The organism is Streptomyces sp. NPDC003379, assembly GCF_053589195.1.
Genome location: NZ_JBSFRK010000005.1, coordinates 64,007 through 82,885 on the forward strand (window position 1 = coordinate 64,007; position 18,879 = coordinate 82,885).

General features: G+C 72.4%; 17 protein-coding genes and 1 pseudogene. 12 read left to right on the top strand and 6 right to left on the bottom strand.

Annotation, left to right across the window (positions count from 1 at the left end; translation table 11 throughout):
• Positions 1-174: 174 nt before the first annotated feature.
• A complete protein-coding gene (locus tag ACWDVB_RS06490) occupies positions 175-966 on the top strand; it encodes an exodeoxyribonuclease III (RefSeq protein WP_451517381.1) in 792 nt (263 codons plus the stop codon).
• A gap of 136 nt (positions 967-1,102) precedes the next feature.
• A complete protein-coding gene (locus tag ACWDVB_RS06495) occupies positions 1,103-2,128 on the top strand; it encodes a DUF6528 family protein (RefSeq protein WP_451517380.1) in 1,026 nt (341 codons plus the stop codon).
• A 6-nt stretch (positions 2,129-2,134) separates the two neighbouring features.
• Here the strand turns inward: ACWDVB_RS06495 and ACWDVB_RS06500 are convergent, their stop codons facing one another.
• A complete protein-coding gene (locus ACWDVB_RS06500) occupies positions 2,135-2,761 on the bottom strand; it encodes a MerR family transcriptional regulator (RefSeq protein ID WP_451517433.1) in 627 nt (208 codons plus the stop codon).
• Positions 2,762-2,942: 181 nt separating this feature from the next.
• Between ACWDVB_RS06500 and ACWDVB_RS06505 the strand changes: the two genes are divergently transcribed.
• From ACWDVB_RS06505 to ACWDVB_RS06515, 3 genes are read left to right on the top strand one after another with little or no spacing between them, the layout of a single operon-like run.
• Complete coding sequence (locus ACWDVB_RS06505; RefSeq protein WP_451517379.1) at positions 2,943-4,505, top strand: flavin-containing monooxygenase; 1,563 nt, start codon at positions 2,943-2,945, stop codon at positions 4,503-4,505.
• Positions 4,502-5,458 (top strand): alpha/beta fold hydrolase, encoded by a 957-nt coding sequence (locus ACWDVB_RS06510; RefSeq protein WP_451517378.1) that lies wholly within the window; start codon positions 4,502-4,504, stop codon positions 5,456-5,458. Before ACWDVB_RS06505 ends, ACWDVB_RS06510 begins: the two co-directional genes overlap by 4 nt.
• Positions 5,455-6,333: an SDR family oxidoreductase gene (locus ACWDVB_RS06515; RefSeq protein WP_451517377.1), complete on the top strand. Its 879-nt coding sequence runs from the start codon at positions 5,455-5,457 to the stop codon at positions 6,331-6,333. Before ACWDVB_RS06510 ends, ACWDVB_RS06515 begins: the two co-directional genes overlap by 4 nt.
• Positions 6,334-6,419: 86 nt before the next feature.
• Here the strand turns inward: ACWDVB_RS06515 and ACWDVB_RS06520 are convergent, their stop codons facing one another.
• Complete coding sequence (locus tag ACWDVB_RS06520; RefSeq protein WP_451517376.1) at positions 6,420-6,626, bottom strand: hypothetical protein; 207 nt, start codon at positions 6,624-6,626, stop codon at positions 6,420-6,422.
• Positions 6,627-6,716: 90 nt separating this feature from the next.
• Positions 6,717-10,040: a S41 family peptidase gene (locus ACWDVB_RS06525; protein ID WP_451517432.1), complete on the bottom strand. Its 3,324-nt coding sequence runs from the start codon at positions 10,038-10,040 to the stop codon at positions 6,717-6,719.
• Positions 10,041-10,304: 264 nt separating this feature from the next.
• Between ACWDVB_RS06525 and ACWDVB_RS06530 the strand changes: the two genes are divergently transcribed.
• Both ACWDVB_RS06530 and ACWDVB_RS06535 read left to right on the top strand, forming a co-directional pair.
• Positions 10,305-10,895 (top strand): TetR/AcrR family transcriptional regulator, encoded by a 591-nt coding sequence (locus ACWDVB_RS06530; protein ID WP_451517375.1) that lies wholly within the window; start codon positions 10,305-10,307, stop codon positions 10,893-10,895.
• Between the two features lie 121 nt (positions 10,896-11,016).
• Positions 11,017-13,239 carry an MMPL family transporter gene (locus ACWDVB_RS06535; protein WP_451517374.1) on the top strand — a complete coding sequence of 741 codons (2,223 nt, stop codon included), beginning with the start codon at positions 11,017-11,019 and terminating at the stop codon, positions 13,237-13,239.
• 38 nt (positions 13,240-13,277) lie between these two features.
• On the opposite strand, the gene ACWDVB_RS06540 is transcribed toward ACWDVB_RS06535, so the two are convergent.
• Positions 13,278-13,622, bottom strand: coding sequence for an SsgA family sporulation/cell division regulator (locus ACWDVB_RS06540; RefSeq protein ID WP_451517373.1), 345 nt, complete (start codon positions 13,620-13,622; stop codon positions 13,278-13,280).
• A gap of 251 nt (positions 13,623-13,873) precedes the next feature.
• On the opposite strand from ACWDVB_RS06540, the pseudogene ACWDVB_RS06545 reads away from it, so the two are divergent.
• The 3 genes and pseudogenes from ACWDVB_RS06545 to ACWDVB_RS06555 form a co-directional block, all read left to right on the top strand.
• Positions 13,874-14,911: pseudogene (locus tag ACWDVB_RS06545) on the top strand (energy-coupling factor ABC transporter permease); the annotation flags it as partial.
• Positions 14,912-15,239: 328 nt separating this feature from the next.
• Positions 15,240-16,001 (top strand): cobalt ECF transporter T component CbiQ, encoded by a 762-nt coding sequence (cbiQ, locus tag ACWDVB_RS06550; RefSeq protein ID WP_451517372.1) that lies wholly within the window; start codon positions 15,240-15,242, stop codon positions 15,999-16,001.
• Complete coding sequence (locus ACWDVB_RS06555) at positions 15,989-16,768, top strand: energy-coupling factor ABC transporter ATP-binding protein (protein ID WP_451517371.1); 780 nt, start codon at positions 15,989-15,991, stop codon at positions 16,766-16,768. Before cbiQ ends, ACWDVB_RS06555 begins: the two co-directional genes overlap by 13 nt.
• 91 nt (positions 16,769-16,859) lie before the next feature.
• Here ACWDVB_RS06555 and ACWDVB_RS06560 read toward each other — a convergent pair whose 3' ends face one another.
• Positions 16,860-17,123, bottom strand: coding sequence for a DUF3817 domain-containing protein (locus ACWDVB_RS06560; protein ID WP_451517370.1), 264 nt, complete (start codon positions 17,121-17,123; stop codon positions 16,860-16,862).
• Between the two features lie 5 nt (positions 17,124-17,128).
• Positions 17,129-17,620 carry a hypothetical protein gene (locus tag ACWDVB_RS06565; RefSeq protein ID WP_451517369.1) on the bottom strand — a complete coding sequence of 164 codons (492 nt, stop codon included), beginning with the start codon at positions 17,618-17,620 and terminating at the stop codon, positions 17,129-17,131.
• A gap of 90 nt (positions 17,621-17,710) precedes the next feature.
• On the opposite strand from ACWDVB_RS06565, the gene ACWDVB_RS06570 reads away from it, so the two are divergent.
• Positions 17,711-18,055: a PadR family transcriptional regulator gene (locus ACWDVB_RS06570; protein ID WP_451517368.1), complete on the top strand. Its 345-nt coding sequence runs from the start codon at positions 17,711-17,713 to the stop codon at positions 18,053-18,055.
• Positions 18,052-18,747 carry a permease prefix domain 1-containing protein gene (locus tag ACWDVB_RS06575; protein ID WP_451517367.1) on the top strand — a complete coding sequence of 232 codons (696 nt, stop codon included), beginning with the start codon at positions 18,052-18,054 and terminating at the stop codon, positions 18,745-18,747. The genes ACWDVB_RS06570 and ACWDVB_RS06575 overlap by 4 nt, the downstream gene beginning before the upstream one ends.
• Positions 18,748-18,879 lie beyond the last annotated feature (132 nt).

The window sequence follows — 18,879 nt, forward strand, 5'->3', positions numbered from 1 at the left end:
CTTCTATGCGATGGGGTGGTGGCCGGGAGGTGCGTGGGGAACGCGGGTCCAGTGTGCCGGGGCGGTGAGCCGCCGAGCCACCGAAATGAGGCGGCGCGGTCCCCGCGCGCTCGGTGTGGGAGCCTGACCCCTGGCCCGAGGAGGAAGTGGCCAAGGACGAGTAAGGCGAATGTTGTGCTGACAGTGACCTCTGTGAATGTGAACGGGCTGCGTGCCGCCGCCAAGAAGGGCTTCGTGGAGTGGCTCGGCGGCAGTACGGCCGACGTGCTGTGCCTGCAGGAGGTGCGCGCCGAGCCGCAGCAGCTGCCGGACGGGGTCCGCGCGCCCGAGGGGTGGCATGTCGTGCACGCGCCCGCCGCCGCGAAGGGGCGCGCCGGTGTCTCCCTCTACACGCGCCGCGAGCCGGACCGGGTGCGGGTCGGCTTCGGGTCGGCGGAGTTCGACGGCAGCGGGCGGTATGTGGAGGCCGATCTGCCGGGGGTCACCGTCGCCAGCCTGTATCTGCCCTCGGGGGAGGTCGGCACCGAGCGGCAGGACGAGAAGGTGCGGTTCATGGGGGAGTTCCTCGTGTACCTGAAGGAGCTCAAGGAGCGGGCCGCCGCCGAGGGGCGTCACGTCGTCGTCTGCGGCGACTGGAACATCGCCCACCAGGAGGCCGACCTCAAGAACTGGAAGGGCAACAAGAAGAGCTCCGGCTTCCTGCCCGAGGAGCGCGCCTGGCTGAGCGAGGTCTTCGAGGAGTACGAGGACGTCGTGCGGGCGCAGCACCCCGGCGTGGAGGGCCCCTACTCATGGTGGTCCTACCGGGGGCGCGCCTTCGACAACGACACGGGCTGGCGCATCGACTACCACGTCGCGACGCCGGGTCTCGCCGGGCGCGCGGTGAAGGCGTACGTGGAGCGCGCCGCGAGCCACGCCGAGCGGTGGAGCGACCATGCGCCCGTCACGGTGGTCTACGACCTGTAAAGGGCCGCCCTTGTGTGCCGCCCGCGGCAGAAGCGGCGTGCGGTCATAAAGTCCGGCAGAGGGCTGTCCCGGGCCCGTGCGGCATGGCAGATTGCGATCGCGCCATGTCCAACTGCCGAGGCTTCGGGGTGACTTCATGTCGTCGCTGCTGTCGAGACGTGCCGTGGTGCTGGGCGCCGCGGGCGCCGGGGCCGGGGCGGCGCTGCCCGCCGCGGCGGCGTACGGGGCGAGCGGGGGCGGGGTCCCCGCCGGGACGCCGCCCGTGCTGCTGACCGAGCAGGCGAGCAGGCGCGTCCTCGTGCTCGACCCGCGGCGGCGCGTGTGGGACCCGGCCGTCGACCCCTCGGCGGTGCGGTGGGAGTTCTCGCCGCTCGGCGACCCGCGGTACAAGGACCTCCGCCCGGATGTGAGCTGGGTGTACCCGTGCGAGGCGAAGGTGCGGCTGCACCGGAGGCGTACGTACGTCCTGACGACGGCGTCGTTCGGTTTCGTGGCCGTCGTCGAGCATCCGACGGGCAGGCGGTACTGGGGTGCGGCGCTCGGGCCTGGCGACGATCTGTTCAACCCGCACAGCGCCGAGATCCTGCCCGACGGCAATGTGGCCGTCGCGTGCAGCACGGGCGCGCTCGTACGGCTGTACGCGGCGTCGCGGGGCCCGCGCGCCACGCGGTACGCGGAGGCGCGGCTCAAAGGCGCGCACGGGCTGCACTGGGACGGCGGGCGCCGGGTGCTGTGGGCGCTCGGCGACGACGAGCTGGTGACGTACGCGGTGGGCGGGACGGCCGCGCGGCCGGTGCTGACGCGGACGTCCGCGGTCGGGCTGCCGGTGGGGACGCCGGGGCGGACGCCCGGCGGGCACGATCTCTTCCCCGTGGCGGGGCGGCCGGGGCGGCTGTGGGTGACGACGAACGCGGCCGTCTTCCAGTACGAGATCGGCAGCGGGGTCTTCCTGCGGGACTTCGCCGGGGCCGGGGAGATCTCCCGGAAGTCCGTCAAGGCCGTCGGCGACGATCCGCGCACCGGGCAGGTGGTGACCACCGTGCCGGAGAGCGGGCTCGGCGAGACATGGTGGACGACGACGGTGAGCGTCCACCGTCCGGCCGGTAGTTATAAGTACGTCAACGGCGGTATCTACAAGGCGCGTTGGTGGCTGCCGCGATGATGCCTGTCAGGGCTGCTTGAGGCGGCGGTCCAGGGCCATCGACAGCTCCGCCTCCACCACGCTCTTGGCCACCGGGCGCAGCTGCTCGATGTCCACCTCGGCGGTGTCGGGGGTGTGGGTGCGCATGACGGTGATGAACAACTCCGCGAGCGCGTCGGCGTGTTCGCGCACGCGCTGACCGGCCTCCAGGACCGCCGCGAGCGGGACCCCCTTGCGTACGAGCGTGGATGAGGCGTCGAGCAGACGGCGGCTGATGTGGACGAGCTCGTCGCCGTCGGTGCCCAGATAGCCGAGGTCGAGGGCGGCGACGAGGTTCTCCGGGGTGACCTCGCCCGCGAAGTGGTCGGCCAGTTCCTCGGGGGTGAGGCGGACCGGCTGTTCCTCGGTGGGCTCGCCGAGGCCGAGGAGTTCGCCGACGTCGCGGCCCTTCTCGAAGGCGTCGGCCAGCTCCGCGATGCCGTTCAGGGTGTGGCCGCGCTCCAGGAGGGCGGCGATGGTGCGCAGCCTCGCCAGGTGGTGCTCGTCGTACCAGGCGATGCGGCCCTCGCGGCGTGGTGGCGGGATCAGCCCGCGCTCGCGGTAGAAGCGCACGGTGCGCACGGTGATGCCGGCCTCCTTGGCCAACTCCGCCATGCGGTACTCGCGTACGCCGCTCTTGCTGTCGCCCACAGGTAGGTCTCCCACGCGGGAAGCCTATGTTGTACCGCCGGTAACTTTCTCCGGCCGGACCCCTACCCATCAGTACGAGGGTGTTCTACGCTCCCCATTGCGCCAGTGGTTACTGGCAGAGTCGTGTACTTCGGGAGGCGGCGGCATGGCCGAGCGCGAGCGTGGCCCTGAGCAGGGGCGTGAGCACGAGCATGTACGGGTGGCGGTGATCGGTTCCGGGTTCGGTGGCCTCGGGGCCGCCGTGCGGCTGCGCCGCGAGGGCATCACCGACTTCGTCGTCCTGGAGCGGGCCGGCGCGGTCGGCGGCACCTGGCGTGACAACAGCTACCCGGGCTGCGCCTGTGACGTGCCCTCGCACCTGTACTCGTTCTCCTTCGCGCCCAATCCCGACTGGCCGCGTACCTTCTCGGGGCAGGAGCACATCCAGGAGTACCTGGAGCGCGTCACCGACACCTTCCGGCTGCGCTCGCACATCCGCCTCAATACCGAGGTCGAGCTGGTGCGGTGGGACGCCGCGGAGCTTCGCTGGGAGATCGAGACCGGCAACGGGACCCTCACCGCCGACGTCGTCGTCTCCGCCACCGGGCCGCTCTCCGACCCCAAGACCCCGGACATCCCCGGCATCGACACCTTCCCCGGCGAGGTCTTCCACTCCGCCCGCTGGGACCACGGCTACGACCTGCGCGGCAAGCGCGTCGCGATGATCGGTACCGGCGCCTCCGCCATCCAGATCGTGCCCGAGATCCAGAAGCGGGTCGGCAGGCTCACCCTCTTCCAGCGCACGCCCCCGTGGGTGATGCCGCGTGCGGACCGCCCCATCACGGGCGCCGAGCGCTGGCTGCACCGGCAGCTGCCGTTCACCGCGCAGGCGCGGCGCGGGATCCTGTGGGGCATCCGGGAGTTGCAGGTCCAGGCGTTCACCAAGCGGCCCGACGAACTCGGCATGGTGGAGCAGCTCGCCAAGCGGAACATGTACCGGGCGATCAAGGACCCGGCGCTGCGGGCCAAGCTGACGCCGACGTACCGCATCGGCTGCAAGCGCATCCTGCTCTCCAACACCTACTATCCGGCGCTCGCCAAGCCCAATGTGGACGTCGTCGCCAGCGGTCTGGCCGAGGTGCGCGGCAGCACCGTCGTCGCCGCGGACGGCACCGGGACCGAGGTCGACGCGATCATCTTCGGCACCGGCTTCCACGTCACGGACATGCCGATCGCCGAGCGCGTGGTGGGCGACGAGGGCCAGACCCTCATGGAGAGCTGGAAGGGCGGGATGAACGCGCTGCGCGGCGCGACCGCGGCCGGTTTCCCCAACTGGATGACGATCATCGGACCCAACACCGGGCTCGGCAACTCCTCCATGATCCTGATGATCGAGTCCCAGCTGAACTACATGGCCGACTATCTGCGCCAGCTCGACGTCCTCGGCGGGCGCGCCGCGCTCGCCGCCCGGCCCGACGCCGTCAGCGCGTGGAACCGCCGGGTGCAGGAGCGGATGAAGCGCACCGTGTGGAACACCGGCGGCTGCAACAGCTGGTACCTCGACGCGAACGGCGTCAACACCACGGTCTGGCCCGGCACCACCACCGAGTTCAGGGCGGCGACGCGGCGGGTCGACCTCTCCGAGTACGAGGTGCTGCGGGCGCCGAAGGCGGCGCCGTCCTCCCCCGCCGGGAAGCCCGCGAGCGCCAAGGTGGAGGCAGGGACATGAGCCGGCTGACCCACGCGGTGAGCGGACCCTACGCGCCGCCCGCCGCCGCCCGTGAACTGACCGCCGTCTCCGCGGACGGAGCCCGTATCCACGTCGAGGCGCACGGGCCCGACGGAGCGCCCGCCGTGGTGCTCGCGCACGGGTGGACGTGCTCGACGGCCTTCTGGGCCGCGCAGATACGCGCGCTCGGCGCCGGCCACCGGGTGATCACGTACGACCAGCGGGGGCACGGGCGCAGCGCCGCGCCCGCGGACGCCGACGGGTACAGCACGCGGGCGCTCGCCGACGACCTCGAAGCGGTCCTCGCGGCGACGCTCGCGCCGGGCGAACGGGCCGTGCTCGTCGGCCACTCCATGGGCGGCATGACCATCATGGCCGCGGGCGGACGCGACCGGGTGCGGGAGCACACGGCTGCCGTCCTGCTGTGCAGCACGGGCAGTTCGAGCCTGGTCGCCGAGTCGCTGGTGGTGCCGCTGCGGGCGGGGCGGGTGCGGACGCGCGTCACGCGGTCCGTACTCGGCTCGCGGGCGCCGCTCGGGCCGGTCACGCCGCTGGCCAAGCGGATCCTCAAGTACGGGACCATGGGGCCCGGCGCGGCGCCGGACAAGGTCGACGCGTGCGCGCGGATCGTGCACGCGTGCCCGACGGCCGTACGCCACGGCTGGTCCCATGTGCTGGGCACGCTCGAACTGGACGTCGAGGTCGCGGCGTTGAAGGCGCCCACCGCCGTCCTCGCCGGTCTGGCCGACCGGCTCACGCCCGTCGTGCACGCGCGGCGGATCGCGGACGCGCTGCCCCGGTGCGTGGGGCTCACCGAGCTGGCCGGGGTCGGGCACATGACGCCCATCGAGGCACCGGAGGCCGTCACGGCGCGCATAACGGAACTCGTGGAAACGTACGTACAGCCGAAGCACGTACAGCCGAAGCACGTACAGGTGAAGGAGGGCGCATGAGCAGGGTCAGCCTGGAGGGGCAGGTCGCGGTCGTCACGGGCGCGGCGCGCGGAGTCGGCGAACTGCTCGCGCGCAAACTGTCCGCGCGCGGCGCGAAGGTCGCACTCGTGGGCCTGGAACCGGACGAGTTGAAGCAGGTCGCGCAGCGTCTGCACACAGAGTCCGACCACTGGCACGCGGACGTCACCGACCATGTGGCGATGGCCCGGGTCGCGCAGGAGGTCAAGGAGCGCTTCGGGAAGGTCGACATCGTCGTCGCGAACGCGGGCGTGGCGAGCGGCGGGCCGTTCATGGAGTCCGACCCCGACGCGTGGCGCCGGGTCATCGAGGTCAACCTCATCGGCAGCGCGGTCACCGGACGGGCCTTCCTGCCCGTCCTGATGGAGAGCCGCGGCTATCTGCTCCAGATCGCCTCGCTCGCCGCGATCACGCCGGCGCCGATGATGACGGCGTACTGCGCGTCGAAGTCGGGCGTCGAGGCGTACGCGCACGCGCTGCGGGCCGAGGTCGGCTACAAGGGCGTCAAGGTCGGCGTCGGCTATCTGTCCTGGACGGACACCGACATGGTGCGGGGCGCGGACCAGGACGACGTGATGCGGGAGCTGCGGCAGCGGCTGCCGTGGCCGTCCAACAAGACGTATCCGCTGGGTCCCGCGGTGGACAGGATCGTCGCCGGGATCGAGCGGCGCTCCAGCCATGTGTACGCGCAGTGGTGGCTGCGGGGCATGCAGGGCATACGCGGCTACCTGCCGGGGGTGATCGGCGCGGTCGGCCGGCGCGAGATGCGGCGCTTCGAGCCGCGGCTCGGGAGCGTTTCGACCGGGCTGGTCGGGGCGGGCGGCTCGGCGGACGAGCGGGCGCGGGCCGGGGGCTGACCGGGGGCTGACCCGCGGCGGTCACCGGTGAACAGCAGGAGGCCCCCGGCGTCCCGGGGGCCTCCTTCGCTCAAGTAGCCGCGGCGTCAGGCGTCGTAGTCCAGGTCGAACGTGTCCTGCCGCTCGCGCGCCGCGTCACGGGCCCGGTCCTGGGCCTGCGAGGACCGCTCCGACGCCTCGTCCCGGGCCCGCGTGCCGCGCTCGCGCGCCTGGTCCTGGCGGTCCGAGGCGCGGTCGCGCGCCTTGTCGGCGAGGTCGTTGGCCTTGTCCTGGAACTGGTCCTTGATGCCCATGCGATTCACTCCCGTTGTGGGTGAGGGGGTTGGGGCTCGACCAGATTTACATGGGCGGACACCTCACGCATTTCGATCAAGTACGGAGAGTCAGAATCGGGGCGGCAGCGGTGGGCGGCGGCGGTCCGGGACGTCCGAGTAGCCCGGCGGGGCCGCCGCCGGGTGCCGGTCGAGGAGGTCCAGCGCCAGCCTCACCGCGTCGTCGAGTTGGGCGTGCCGCCCCTCCGCCCAGTCCAGCGGCGTGCGCAGGACCTCCAGGTCCGGGGCCACGCCGTGGTTCTCCACGGACCAGCCGTACGCGTCGAACCAGCCCGCGTTCATCGGCACCGTGATCACCGTCCCGTCACCGAGCCGGTGCCGCCCCGTCATGCCGACCACGCCGCCCCAGGTGCGCTGCCCGACGACCGGGCCGAGCCCGAGCAGCTTGAAGGCCGCCGTGATCATGTCGCCGTCCGAGGACGTCGCCTCGTCGGCCAGCGCCACGACCGGGCCGCGCGGCGCGCTGGAGGCGTAGGAGACGGGCTGGGCGTTGCGCGTGAGGTCCCAGCCGAGGATCTTGCGGGTGAGCTTCTCCACGACCAGCTCGCTGATGTGGCCGCCCGCGTTGCCGCGCACGTCCACGATGAGAGCGGGCCGCGACACCTCAAGGCGCAGATCCCTGTTGAACTGGGCCCAGCCCGAGCCGCCCATGTCGGGGATGTGCAGATAGCCGCACTTGCCGCCGCTCAACTCCCTTACGACTTCGCGGCGTTTGGCCACCCAGTCCTGATAGCGCAGGGGGCGTTCGTTGACGAGGGGGACGATCGCGACGCGCCGCGCGCGCCCCCCGCCCTCCGCCGGGCGGAACGTCAGCTCGACGGTCGTGCCGCCCGCCGCCGCGAGGAGGGGGTAGGGCCCGGCCACGGGGTCGACCGGGCGGCCGTCGACGTGCGTGAGGACGGCGCCCTCGCGGATGCCCGAGCCGGCCAGCGGGGAGCGCGCCTTGGAGTCGGAGGAGTCGCCCGGCAGGATCCGTTTGACGGTCCAGCCGCCGTCCCGGTGTACGAGGTTCGCGCCGAGCAGGCCCATCGCGCGCTGGTAGTGGGGCGGGCCCTCGTTGCGGCGGGCCTGGGAGACGTACGCGTGGGAGGTGCCCAGTTCACCGAGGACCTCCCGCAGCAGGTCCGCGAACTCGTCCGGGGACGCGACGCGTTCGACCAGCGGGCGGTACTGCGCGAGCACCCCGTCCCAGTCGATGCCGCACATCAGCGGGTCCCAGAAGTAGGCGCGGATGATGCGGCCCGCCTCCTCGTACGCCTGGCGCCACTCGGCGGCCGGGTCGGCCTCGTGCAGGATGCGGCGCAGGTCGATCCAGACCGTCGTGTCGCTGTCGCCCTGCTCGGTGGCGGGCACGGCACTCAGGTCGCCCTCGTCGACGACCACGAGGCGTGAGCCGTCGCCGCTCGGCGCGAACCAGTCCAGGTGCTCGACGAGCTGGGACTTCTTCGCCTTGGCGATGTTGAAGTGCTCCAGGGTGGGGCGGCCCGAGGTGTCGGCCGGGTTGACGAAGGTCTCGCCGAGCGCGCCCGAGATCGGCCAGCGCAGCCAGACCAGGCCGCCGCCGCTGACGGGGTGCAGGGCCGAGTACTTCGACGCGGTGACGGGGAAAGGCGTGACCCGCGCCTCCAGGCCCTCGGTCTCGACGGTCGTCGTGCCGTCGCTCTCGCCGCTGTCCGCCGGGTCGAGGCCGCCCGCCGCCGGGCGCCCGTCGGGCAGCAGCGCGAAGGGGGAAGGGGTCGCCGAGGAGAGGGGTACGAGGTAGGGGCGGCAGCCCAGGGGGAAGGACAGGTCGCCGGTGTGCACGTCGTAGACGGGGTCGAAGCCGCGCCAGGAGAGGAAGGCGAGGTAGCGGCCGTCGCGGGTGAAGACGGGGTTCTCGTCCTCGAAGCGGCCATTGGTGACGTCGACGATCGTGCGGGGGCCGGGTCCCGCGATGCGGGCCAGCTTGATCTGCCGCAGGGAGCGGCCGATGCCGGGGTGGGACCAGGCCAGCCACTTCCCGTCGGGGGAGAAGGCGAGGTCCCGGACGGGCCCGTTGACGGAACGGATCAGCTCGGTGACCTCGCCACGGCCCTCCTGTGCCGTGTCCGCGGCCTCACGGATCTCCCCCAGCTCATGGATCTGGCGGTTCAGCTCCGCGGTGCCCGCCTCGTCGGACACCGTGAGGAGCAGGAGGCGGCCGTCGTTCGAGGCGATGGCGAGCCGCTCGCCCTCGGGGTCGGACACCATTTCCAGGATGTGGCCGAGTTCTCCGCCCGCCAGCCTGCGCGGCGGGCGGTCGCCGGTGGCGCGCGGCAGGTAGGCGACCTCGACGGCGTCCTCGCCGACCGCGTCGGTGACGTACGCGACCTGACCGCCGGTGCCGAGCATCTCGGGGAGGCGGACGCGTACGCCCGGCGTGTCGGCGATGGTGCGCGCCGGGCCGTCCCGGTGGGTCAGCCAGTAGAGGCTGCCGCGCACCACGACGGCGCTGGCCCGCCCCGTCGTGTCCACGGAGAGCGCGTCGAGGTGCTGCGCGGCCGGAACCTGATAGACCCGCCGTCCCGCGCGCGGCCCGCCGAGCCGCACGTCGAGGCGGCGCGGCACGGAGTCCGCGGCGAGCCCGTCGACCAGCCAGATGTCGCCCGCGCACTGGTAGACGACGCGCGTGCCGTCGCTGGCGGCGTGCCGGGCGTAGAAGGCGTCGTGGTCGGTGTGGCGCCGCAGGTCGGAGCCGTCGGGCAGACAGGAGTAGAGGTTGCCGACGCCTTCGTGGTCGGAGAGGAACGCGATGCGCCCGGCCACGAACATGGGTGAGTCGAGGTGCCCGTCGAGGTGGCCGAGGATCTGCTCGCCGTGCATCCACAGGCGCCCCGTCGCCCCGCCCCGGTACCGCTTCCAGGCGGCCGGTTCGTGGGGCGGCTTGCCCGTCAGGAGCAGCGTCTTGCGGTCGCAGTCGCCGTCGGCGAGGGTGTCGGTGATCGCGATGTCGGCGACCGGGCCCCAGGGCAGCTTGCCGCCGGGGGAGCCGTCGACGGGCACGCTGTAGGCCCAGCAGAAGTGCGAGAAGGGCTGGCCGTGCGAGGAGACGGCGAGGACGTCGCCGTCGGGGGACCAGCCGCAGACCCGGGTGTCGGTGCTGCCCCAGTAGGTCAGACGGCGCGAGGGCCCGCCGCCCACCGGCGCGAGATGGATCTCCGGGTCGAGGCTGCGCCAGGTCGTGTACGCGATGTGGCGGCCGTCGGGCGAGAAGCGGGGGTGGCCCACCTTGGTCCGGTCGACGGTGAGCCGCCAGGCCCGGTCGGCCGGGCCCCCCTCGGGGGTGAGGGGAGCCACCCACAGGTCGTCCTCGGCGGCGAAACAGAGGCGGTCGCCGCTGAGGTGGGGGAATCGCAGATAGCCGTTCTCTGCCTGGTCCGCCTGCTCTGTCTGCTCTGCCTGGTCCGCCGGGTCTACCTGGTCTGCCTGGTCCGTCTGCTCTGCCTGGGCATCGTCGCGCTCATCGGTCACCTCACCATGCTTTTCCGCTCCGGGGACCCCGGCAACTCGTGGCCGGGGGCGTGACGCAGCACACGTACGAAACGGTTTCGTTTCGTTAAGGGCCGACGTACAGTCATGGCGTACGAAACCGTTTCGTTCAGAGGGCAGGAGGTGCGGACCATGGCTGACGCGGCGACGACGCGGCGCAGCAGGATCACGCCCGAGCGCGAGGCCGAGCTGTACGAGGCCGTGCTCGACCTGCTCCGCGAGGTCGGTTACGACGCCCTCACCATGGACGCCGTGGCCGCCCGTACGCGCTCCAGCAAGGCCACCCTCTACCGCCAGTGGGGGAGCAAGCCCGAGCTGGTCGCCAAGGCGCTGCGCCACAACAAGCCGGTGTCCCTGGCGGACATCGACACCGGATCGCTGCGCGGCGACCTGAACGAGATGGTGAACCGCTCGGACGACTGCCAGATGGAGAAGGACGCCGCGCTGATGCGGGGCCTGTTCCATGCCGTCCACGACAACCCCGAACTCCACCAGGCGCTGCGGAACCTGCTCATAGAGCCGGAGCTGACCGGCCTGAGCGACCTGCTGCGCAGAGCGGTGGAGCGCGGTGAGGTCGCCGCGGACAATCCGGCGTTGGAGTACGTCGTCCACATGATGGTCGGCGGTTTCGTCGCCCGGGACCTCATCGAGGACCGCCCGGTCGACCGCGCGTTCCTCGCCTCGTACGTCGATGCCGTGATTCTCCCCGCTCTCGGCGTCTGACCCACCCCTCGCCCTTCGCCCCTCGCCCCCGACCCCGTACCTGACGCGCCACCGCTCACGTCGTCGGGCTGATCCCCCCTGCCCAATCCGGACACCACGACCTGACCGGGAGTACGCCCTCGTGGCCACTTTCCTTTACAAACTCGGCAAACTCGCCTTCCGGCGACGCCACTTCGTCGCCCTCATATGGGTGGCGCTCCTGACCCTCGCCGGGGTCGGCGCGGCGTCCGCGCCCACCGCCGCTTCCAGCTCCTTCTCCATACCGGGCACGGAGGCGCAGAAGGCCTTCGACCTCCTGGAGAAGCGCGCCCCCGAGGCCAGCGCCGACGGCGCCAGCGCCCGCGTCGTCTTCAAGGCGCCCGACGGCGAGAAGGTGACGGACCCGGCCAACAAGGCCGAGATCGTCAAGACCGTCGGCGCCCTCAAGTCCGGCTCGGACCACGTGGCCCGCGCGGACAGCCCCTTCCAGGCCAAGACCGTCAGCAAGGACGGCTCCACGGCGTACGCCTCTGTCTCGTACAAGGTCACCTCGATGGAGCTGACCGACGAGGACCGCGACGCGCTGGAGAAGACCACCGACGAGGCGCGCGAGTCCGGACTCACGGTCGAGGTCGGCGGTGACGCGCTGCAGGCCATGCCGGAGACCGGGTCCACCGAGATCATCGGCATCGCGGTCGCGGCGGTCGTCCTCGTCATCACCTTCGGTTCGCTGATCGCCGCCGGGCTTCCGCTGCTCACCGCGCTGATCGGTGTCGGCATCGGCGTCTCGTCGATCACCGCGCTCGCGAGCGCCCTGGACCTCGGCACCACCACCTCGACGCTCGCCATGATGATCGGCCTCGCGGTCGGCATCGACTACGCGCTCTTCATCGTCTCGCGCTACCGCGGCGAACTCGCCGACGGCCGCGACCGCGAGGAGGCGGCGGGCCGAGCCGTCGGCACCGCGGGCTCCGCGGTCGTCTTCGCCGGGCTCACCGTGGTCATCGCGCTGGTCGGCCTCGCCGTGGTCAACATCCCGATGCTCACCAAGATGGGCTTCGCCGCGGCCGGCACGGTCGTCATCGCCGTCCTCATCGCGCTGACCCTCATCCCGGCGCTGCTCGGGTACGCGGGCAGGCGGGTCATGCCGATGGGGGAGAAGAGCAGGCTGTTCGGCGGTGCCAAGGAGGCGGCCACCGGGGATGAGAAGCCGAACATGGGCACCCGCTGGGCCCGCTTCGTCGTACGCCGCCCGATCGCGGTGCTGCTCGTCGGCATCGTGGGCCTGGGCGCCGCGGCCATCCCGGTCTCGCAGCTGGAGCTCGGGCTGCCGGACGACGGCGCGCAGCCGACGTCCACGACGCAGCGCAAGGCGTACGACCTGGTCTCGGACGGCTTCGGGCCGGGCTTCAACGGCCCCCTGATGGTCGTCGGTGACCTCAAGGGCGCCGACGACCCGGAGGCCGCCGCGCAGCGGATCACCAAGACGATCTCGGGCCTCGACGACGTCCTGACCGTGGCCCCGCCGATGTTCAGCGAGGCCGGCGACACCGCGATCATCAGCGTCGTGCCGTCCTCCAAGCCCAGCGGCGTCGAGACGGAGGACCTGGTCCACTCGATCCGCGACACCGGCGCGAAGGTCACGTCCGACACCGGTGCCGAGATCATGGTCACCGGCACCACCGCCATGAACATCGACGTCTCGCAGAAGCTCAACGACGCCCTGCTGCCCTATCTGGCCCTGGTCGTCGGCCTGGCCTTCCTGCTCCTGATCGTCGTGTTCCGTTCGATCCTGGTCCCGCTCAAGGCGGCCCTCGGCTTCCTGCTCTCGGTCCTCGCGGCCCTCGGCGCGGTCGTCGCGGTCTTCCAGTGGGGCTGGCTCGGCTCGCTCTTCGGCGTGGAGCAGACCGGCCCGATCATGTCGATGATGCCGATCTTCATGGTGGGCGTGGTCTTCGGCCTGGCGATGGACTACGAGGTCTTCCTCGTGACGCGGATGCGGGAGGCGTACGTCCACGGGGAGCGGCCCGGCCAGGCGGTCGTGACCGGCTTCCGGCACGGGGCCCGGGTGGTCTCGGCGGCGGCCGTCATCATGATCGCGGTGTTCGCGGGCTTCATCGGGTCCGGCGAGCAGATGGTCAAGATGATCGGCTTCGGCCTCGCGATCGCGGTCTTCTTCGACGCGTTCGTGGTCCGTATGGCGCTGGTGCCCGCCGTCCTCGCACTGCTCGGCGACAAGGCGTGGTGGCTGCCGAAGTGGCTGGACCGCGCGCTGCCGAACGTCGACGTCGAGGGTGAGGGGCTGCGTACGGCGGCCGAGAAGGACGCCGATCCGGACGCGGACCGGGAGATGGTGCGCGTCTGACGCGTCCGGCCCACGTCCGGCCCCGGGGGTTGCCGGGCTCAGTGGGTGACCGGGGTGGCGGCCGCGTACGTACGGCGCAGGAAGCGGATCAGCGCCGAGGCGTCGAACTGGACGACCGTCACCCCGTCCCGCGCGTGGTGCTCCACGACCGTCTGCACCCGCCCGCACGGCCAGACGTGCATGTCGCCGGCGGTGACGGGGCCGCGTAGGCCCTCTTCGAGCAGATGCCGCGCGAAGACCCACTCGTGGGAACCCGGGAGGCCGATCCGCACCGTTTGCGGGTCGGCCTCCGGGTCGTAGCGCAGGACGACGGGGACGGCGCGGTGCCCCTCGGAGGAGTCCGTGACGAGGTGGGCCCGTGCGTACTGCTCGACTGCGGACATCGCTGAACTCCTCCACGTGCGAATACTTCCTCTACTTCGACACTAATGTCCCATATGTACGGAAAGCTGCCCTGAGGGGGCGCGCGGGGCGCACCCGGGGGGCGTGGCCGTACCGGGACCTCAGTGCTCTTGCAAACCGTTCGCAACAAGGCCCTATCATTGAACGGTTCACGAGCGTCATGTCATCGAACATCGAACGGTTCACGAGCGATCTGCCCTCCCTGCAAGGGCCCCTGCCCAGGAGTGCGCGCATGCATGTCCCCGACGGATTCATCAATGCCCCCGTCTCCGCGGCGGCCGGTCTCGTCGCCGCGGGCGCGGTGGCGGTCAGCCTCAAGGGCGCGCGGCGCGAACTGGACGAGCGGACGGCCCCGCTCGCCGGTCTGGTGGCCGCCTTCATCTTTGCGGTGCAAATGCTGAACTTCCCGGTCGCGGCCGGGACCAGCGGGCATCTGCTCGGCGGTGCGCTCGCCGCGATACTCGTCGGCCCCTTCACCGGGGTCCTCTGCGTCTCCGTCGTACTGCTCATGCAGGGCGTCCTCTTCGCGGACGGCGGCCTGACCGCGCTCGGCGTCAACATCTCCGACATGGCGATCGTCACCACCGTCGTCGCCTATCTCGTCTTCCGCGGCCTGGTGAAGGTCCTGCCGCGCGGCCGCCGCTCGGTCACCGTCGCCTCCTTCGTCGCGGCGCTGCTCTCCGTGCCCGCCGCCGCGGTCGCCTTCACCCTCATCTACGCGGTGGGCGGCACCACCGACGTCTCCCTCGGCAAGGTCGCCACCGCCATGGTCGGCGTCCACGTCCTCATCGGCGTCGGCGAGGCCGCGATCACCGCGCTCACCGTGGGCGCGGTCATCGCCGTACGGCCCGACCTCGTGTACGGGGCGCGGGGCCTGACCCGGCCGCTGAAGCTGCGGGTCGGCGGGGAACTGGTGGACGCGCCGGCCGCCGAACCGGCCCCCGTCGCCGCCCGCTCGCACCGGAAGGTCTGGCTCGCGGGCCTCGCCGCCTCCCTCGTCCTCGCGGGCTTCGTCAGCTTCTACGCCTCGTCGAACCCCGACGGCCTGGAGAAGGTCGCCCACGACAAGGGCATCGACAAGAAGGCCGAGATCCACGCGACCGCGGACTCGCCCCTCGCCGACTACGGCATCAAGAACATCACCGACGCCCGCCTCTCCGGCGGCCTGGCGGGCGTGATCGGCGTGGGCGTCACGGTCGTGGCGGGGACGGCGGTGTTCTGGACGCTGCGGCGTCGACGGACGGGGGCTGCGGGGCCGACGTCGACGACGGCGGTGCCCGGTGCTTCCGCGGCCGAGGCCTCCCCGTCCGGTGCTTCCGCGGCCGAGGCCTCCCTGCCCGGCGCTCCTGCGTCCGGGGCTTCCGCGTCCGGCGCCTCTCCGTCCGGGGCTTCCGCGTCCGGCGCCTCCCCGTCCGGGGCCTCCCCGTCCGGCGCCTCCCCGTCCGGCGCTCCCACGCCCGGCGCCTCTCCGTCCGGCGCCTCTCCGTCCGGTGCTCCCATGCCCGGCGCCTCCCCGTCCGGGGCTTCCGCGTCCGGCGCCTCCGCGTCCGAGGATTCTCCGGTAGAGCCCGAGCCCTCCGCCCCCGAGAAGGCCTGACATGGGTGCCGGCCACGCCCACCGGCTCTACCGGCGCGGTCATTCGGCGGTGCACGTGTTGCCTCCGCACACCAAGCTCGCCGCCGTCTTCTGCTTCGTGATCGTGGTCGTCTCCACGCCGCGCGAGGCGATGTGGGCCTTCGGGCTCTACGCCGTACTGCTGGCCACCGTCGCGTACGCGGCCCGCGTCCCCGCCGGGTTTCTTCTCAAGCGGCTGCTGATCGAGGTCCCGTTCGTGGCCTTCGCCGTCCTGATGCCGTTCGTCGCGCAGGGCGAGCGCGTCGACGTGCTCGGCATGTCCCTGAGCGTGAACGGCCTCTGGGGCGCCTGGAACGTCCTGGCCAAGGGGACGCTCGGCGTCGCCGCCTCCGTGCTGCTCGCGTCCACGACCGAGCTGCGCGCACTGCTCCTCGGGCTCCAGCGGCTGAAGCTCCCTCCGCTGCTCGTCCAGATCGCCTCGTTCATGATCCGGTACGGCGACGTCATCACGGACGAGATGCGCCGCATGAAGATCGCCCGGGATTCGCGCGGCTTCGAGGCGCGGGGCGTGCGGCAGTGGGGCGTCCTCGCCAAGTCCGCGGGCGCGCTCTTCATCCGCTCGTACGAGCGTGGGGAGCGGGTGCACCTGGCGATGGTCAGCCGGGGCTACTCCGGGTCGATGCCGGTCATCGACGAGGTGACCGCGGACCGCGCCCAGTGGACGTACGCGTTGACCCTTCCGTTCGCCGCTCTCGTCATATGCCTGTTGGGATGGACCCTGTGACCGCAGCACCCTCGCTGGAAGTGACCGGCCTCGCCTTCGCCTACCCCGACGGGCACCAGGCCCTCTTCGGCGTCGACTTCCGCGTCGGACGCGGCGAGCGCGTCGCGCTGCTCGGGCCGAACGGCGCGGGCAAGACGACCCTCGTCCTGCATCTGAACGGCATCCTGACCGCCGGCGCGGGCACGGTGACCGTCGCCGGGCTGCCCGTCGGCAAGAAGCACATGGCCGAGATCCGCCGCAGGGTCGGCATCGTCTTCCAGGACCCGGACGACCAGCTGTTCATGCCGACGGTCCGCGAGGACGTGGCGTTCGGCCCCGCGGCGGCCGGGATGCGCGGCCCGGAGCTGGAGGCCCGCGTGCTGAAGGCCCTGTCCCAGGTCGGCATGGCGGACTTCGCGGACCGCCCCCCGCACCACCTCTCCTTCGGGCAGCGCCGCAGGGTCGCGGTCGCGACGGTGCTCGCGATGGAGCCGGAGATCCTCGTCCTCGACGAGCCCTCCTCCAACCTCGACCCGGCCGCGCGCCGCGAACTGGCCGACATCCTGCGGTCGTTGGACATCACCGTCCTGATGGTCACGCACGACCTGCCGTACGCGATGGAACTCTGCCCCCGCGCCCTCGTCCTCAGCGAGGGCACGATCGCCGCGGACGGCCCGACGGGCGAACTCCTCGCCGACGAGACCCTGATGAGCGCACACCGCCTGGAACTGCCCTTCGGCTTCGATCCGAAGACAGTGAAGGGCGTAGGGCAGGGAATCGGCGGCTGACAGTGGCTGGGCGTCACGGCGGACCCCCGCGCCCAGGCACTCATACGGGCGCTCCGGGATCGGGAGGAGCAGGCGGCGCAAGTGGCGTAGGTCAGGGTCGGTGCGCGGGGGCACGGCCCTCGACCCGGCGCAGGGCGAGCAGCCCGCCGACGCCCGGGACGAGGGCGCGCCAACGGGCGCCCGGCGACGCGGCCGACGGAACCGTCCACGTCGTGGCGATGACGACGAGATACGCCGTGCCGTGCAGCGGGCCGAGGAGGGCCGAGAGCGCGGGCGCGTGGACGGTGAACAGGTTGACCAGCAGGAGGACGAGCGAGGCGGCCTCGGCGGTGGCCGCGATGCGTAGGGTGCGCATGGTTCTCACGCCCCGGTGGTGGAGCCGGGGCGGACGATCATCAGGACCACGACGATCGCCCAGAGGAGGTTGAAGACGCCGGTGAGCATCGCCAGCCGGGCGGCGACGGGCCGCGCCGCCGCCGCCGTCTCCGCCTCGCGTGACGCCGCCCCCTTCTCCGGCTCCTTCTCCGCCACCGCCGCGAGCAGGCTCCGCTGTCCGGGCAGGATGACGAGCGCCAGCAGCGCCGCCGCGCCCGCCGTCAGGACGAGCGAGACGATCAGCCACGCGTCACCGAGGACGCCCAGCTGGGCGCCGGTCGCGATGCCGAACACCGGCACGGCGATGCCCGCGACCGCGTAGCCGCGGCAGACCCGGTGCAGGAGCGCGGCGACCCCCGGCTCCTCGCCGCCGATCGCCCGCAGCGCCTGGCGCGGGAACATCGACGCGGCCACGGTGATCGACCCGACGGCCAGGATCGCCACGAGGACGTGTACGGACAACAGCAGCTTGGTCACGGCGGGGCCTCCAGGGCGGACGACGAACCCGAATAGGTTGGCTGCCAATACATACACTGCCTATGCAGACTTTGTGTAGGCTGCCTACTCATGAAGGCGGATGCGGTGCGAGGGCACCTCGACGGACTGCTGCTGGCCGTACTGGAGCCGGGCCCGCTGCACGGATACGCGATCATCGCCGCGGTGCAGCGCCGCAGCGGCGGCGTACTGGAGCTGCGTACGGGCACGATCTACCCCGCGCTGAACCGCCTGGAGCGGCTCGGACTGCTCAGCAGCAGCTGGCAGTCGTCGGGCGAACGGCGGCGCCGGTGCTATGAGTTGACGGACGCGGGGCGGGCGACCCTGGCGGGGGAGCGGGCGGCGTGGAGCGAGTTCACCGCGGCGATCGGCTCGGTCCTGAACCCCGGCGGCGCGCGTCCCGGGCTCGCGACGTGAGCGCCACCGGCCGGCTCATCCAGGAGTACGCGGCCGAGCTGACCGCCGCCCTGCACGGCCCCGCCAAGGCCAAGGCGCGGCTCGTCGACGAGGTACGGGACGGCCTCGCCGACACGGCCGCGGCGTACGCCGACGCGGGGCTTCCCGAGGAGGAGGCGGCCCGCCAGGCGGTACGGGAGTTCGGGACCGTCGACGAACTCCTGGCCAGCTGCCAGCGGGAGCTGACCGTCGTCCAGGCCCGGCACACCGCACGTGCCGTCACGCTCACCGCGCCCTTCCTGGTCGGCTGCTGGTACCTGGCGAGGACCGCGGGCCACGACCTGGCCTGGCAGCTGCCGCGCACGGCCCAGCTGGTCGCCGTCCACCTGGCCTTCGTCGCGACCGTCGCCGCGGTGCTCGCCGCGGTGACCCTGGCCGCCACCGGCAGCCTCGCCCGCCGGCTGCCGACGCCGGACCGGGTGCCGCTCCCGCTCGTGGTCGCCTGGGCCGGCACCACCGCCAGCGGAGCCATGGCGGCCTCGGCGCTCGCCCTCGCGACGGCCGCCGCCCTGGCCACGGACTGGCCCCTGCTCGCCTCCGCCGGGGCACTCGCCGCCGCCTCACACGCGACGATCGCATCCTCGGCCCGAGCCTGCCGCCACTGCGCCCGCCTCCCCACCGCGAAGCCGACGGTGCGGCCCGCCGCGGGGTGAGCGCATCCGCCCGCTGTCCGTGGAGCGCCTGCGCCCGCCATCCGCAGGGCACCCCCGCCATCCGCCGGGCACCGGCCGCCCGCCGGGCACCGGCCGCCCGCCGGGCACCGGCCATCCGCCGGGCACCGGCCA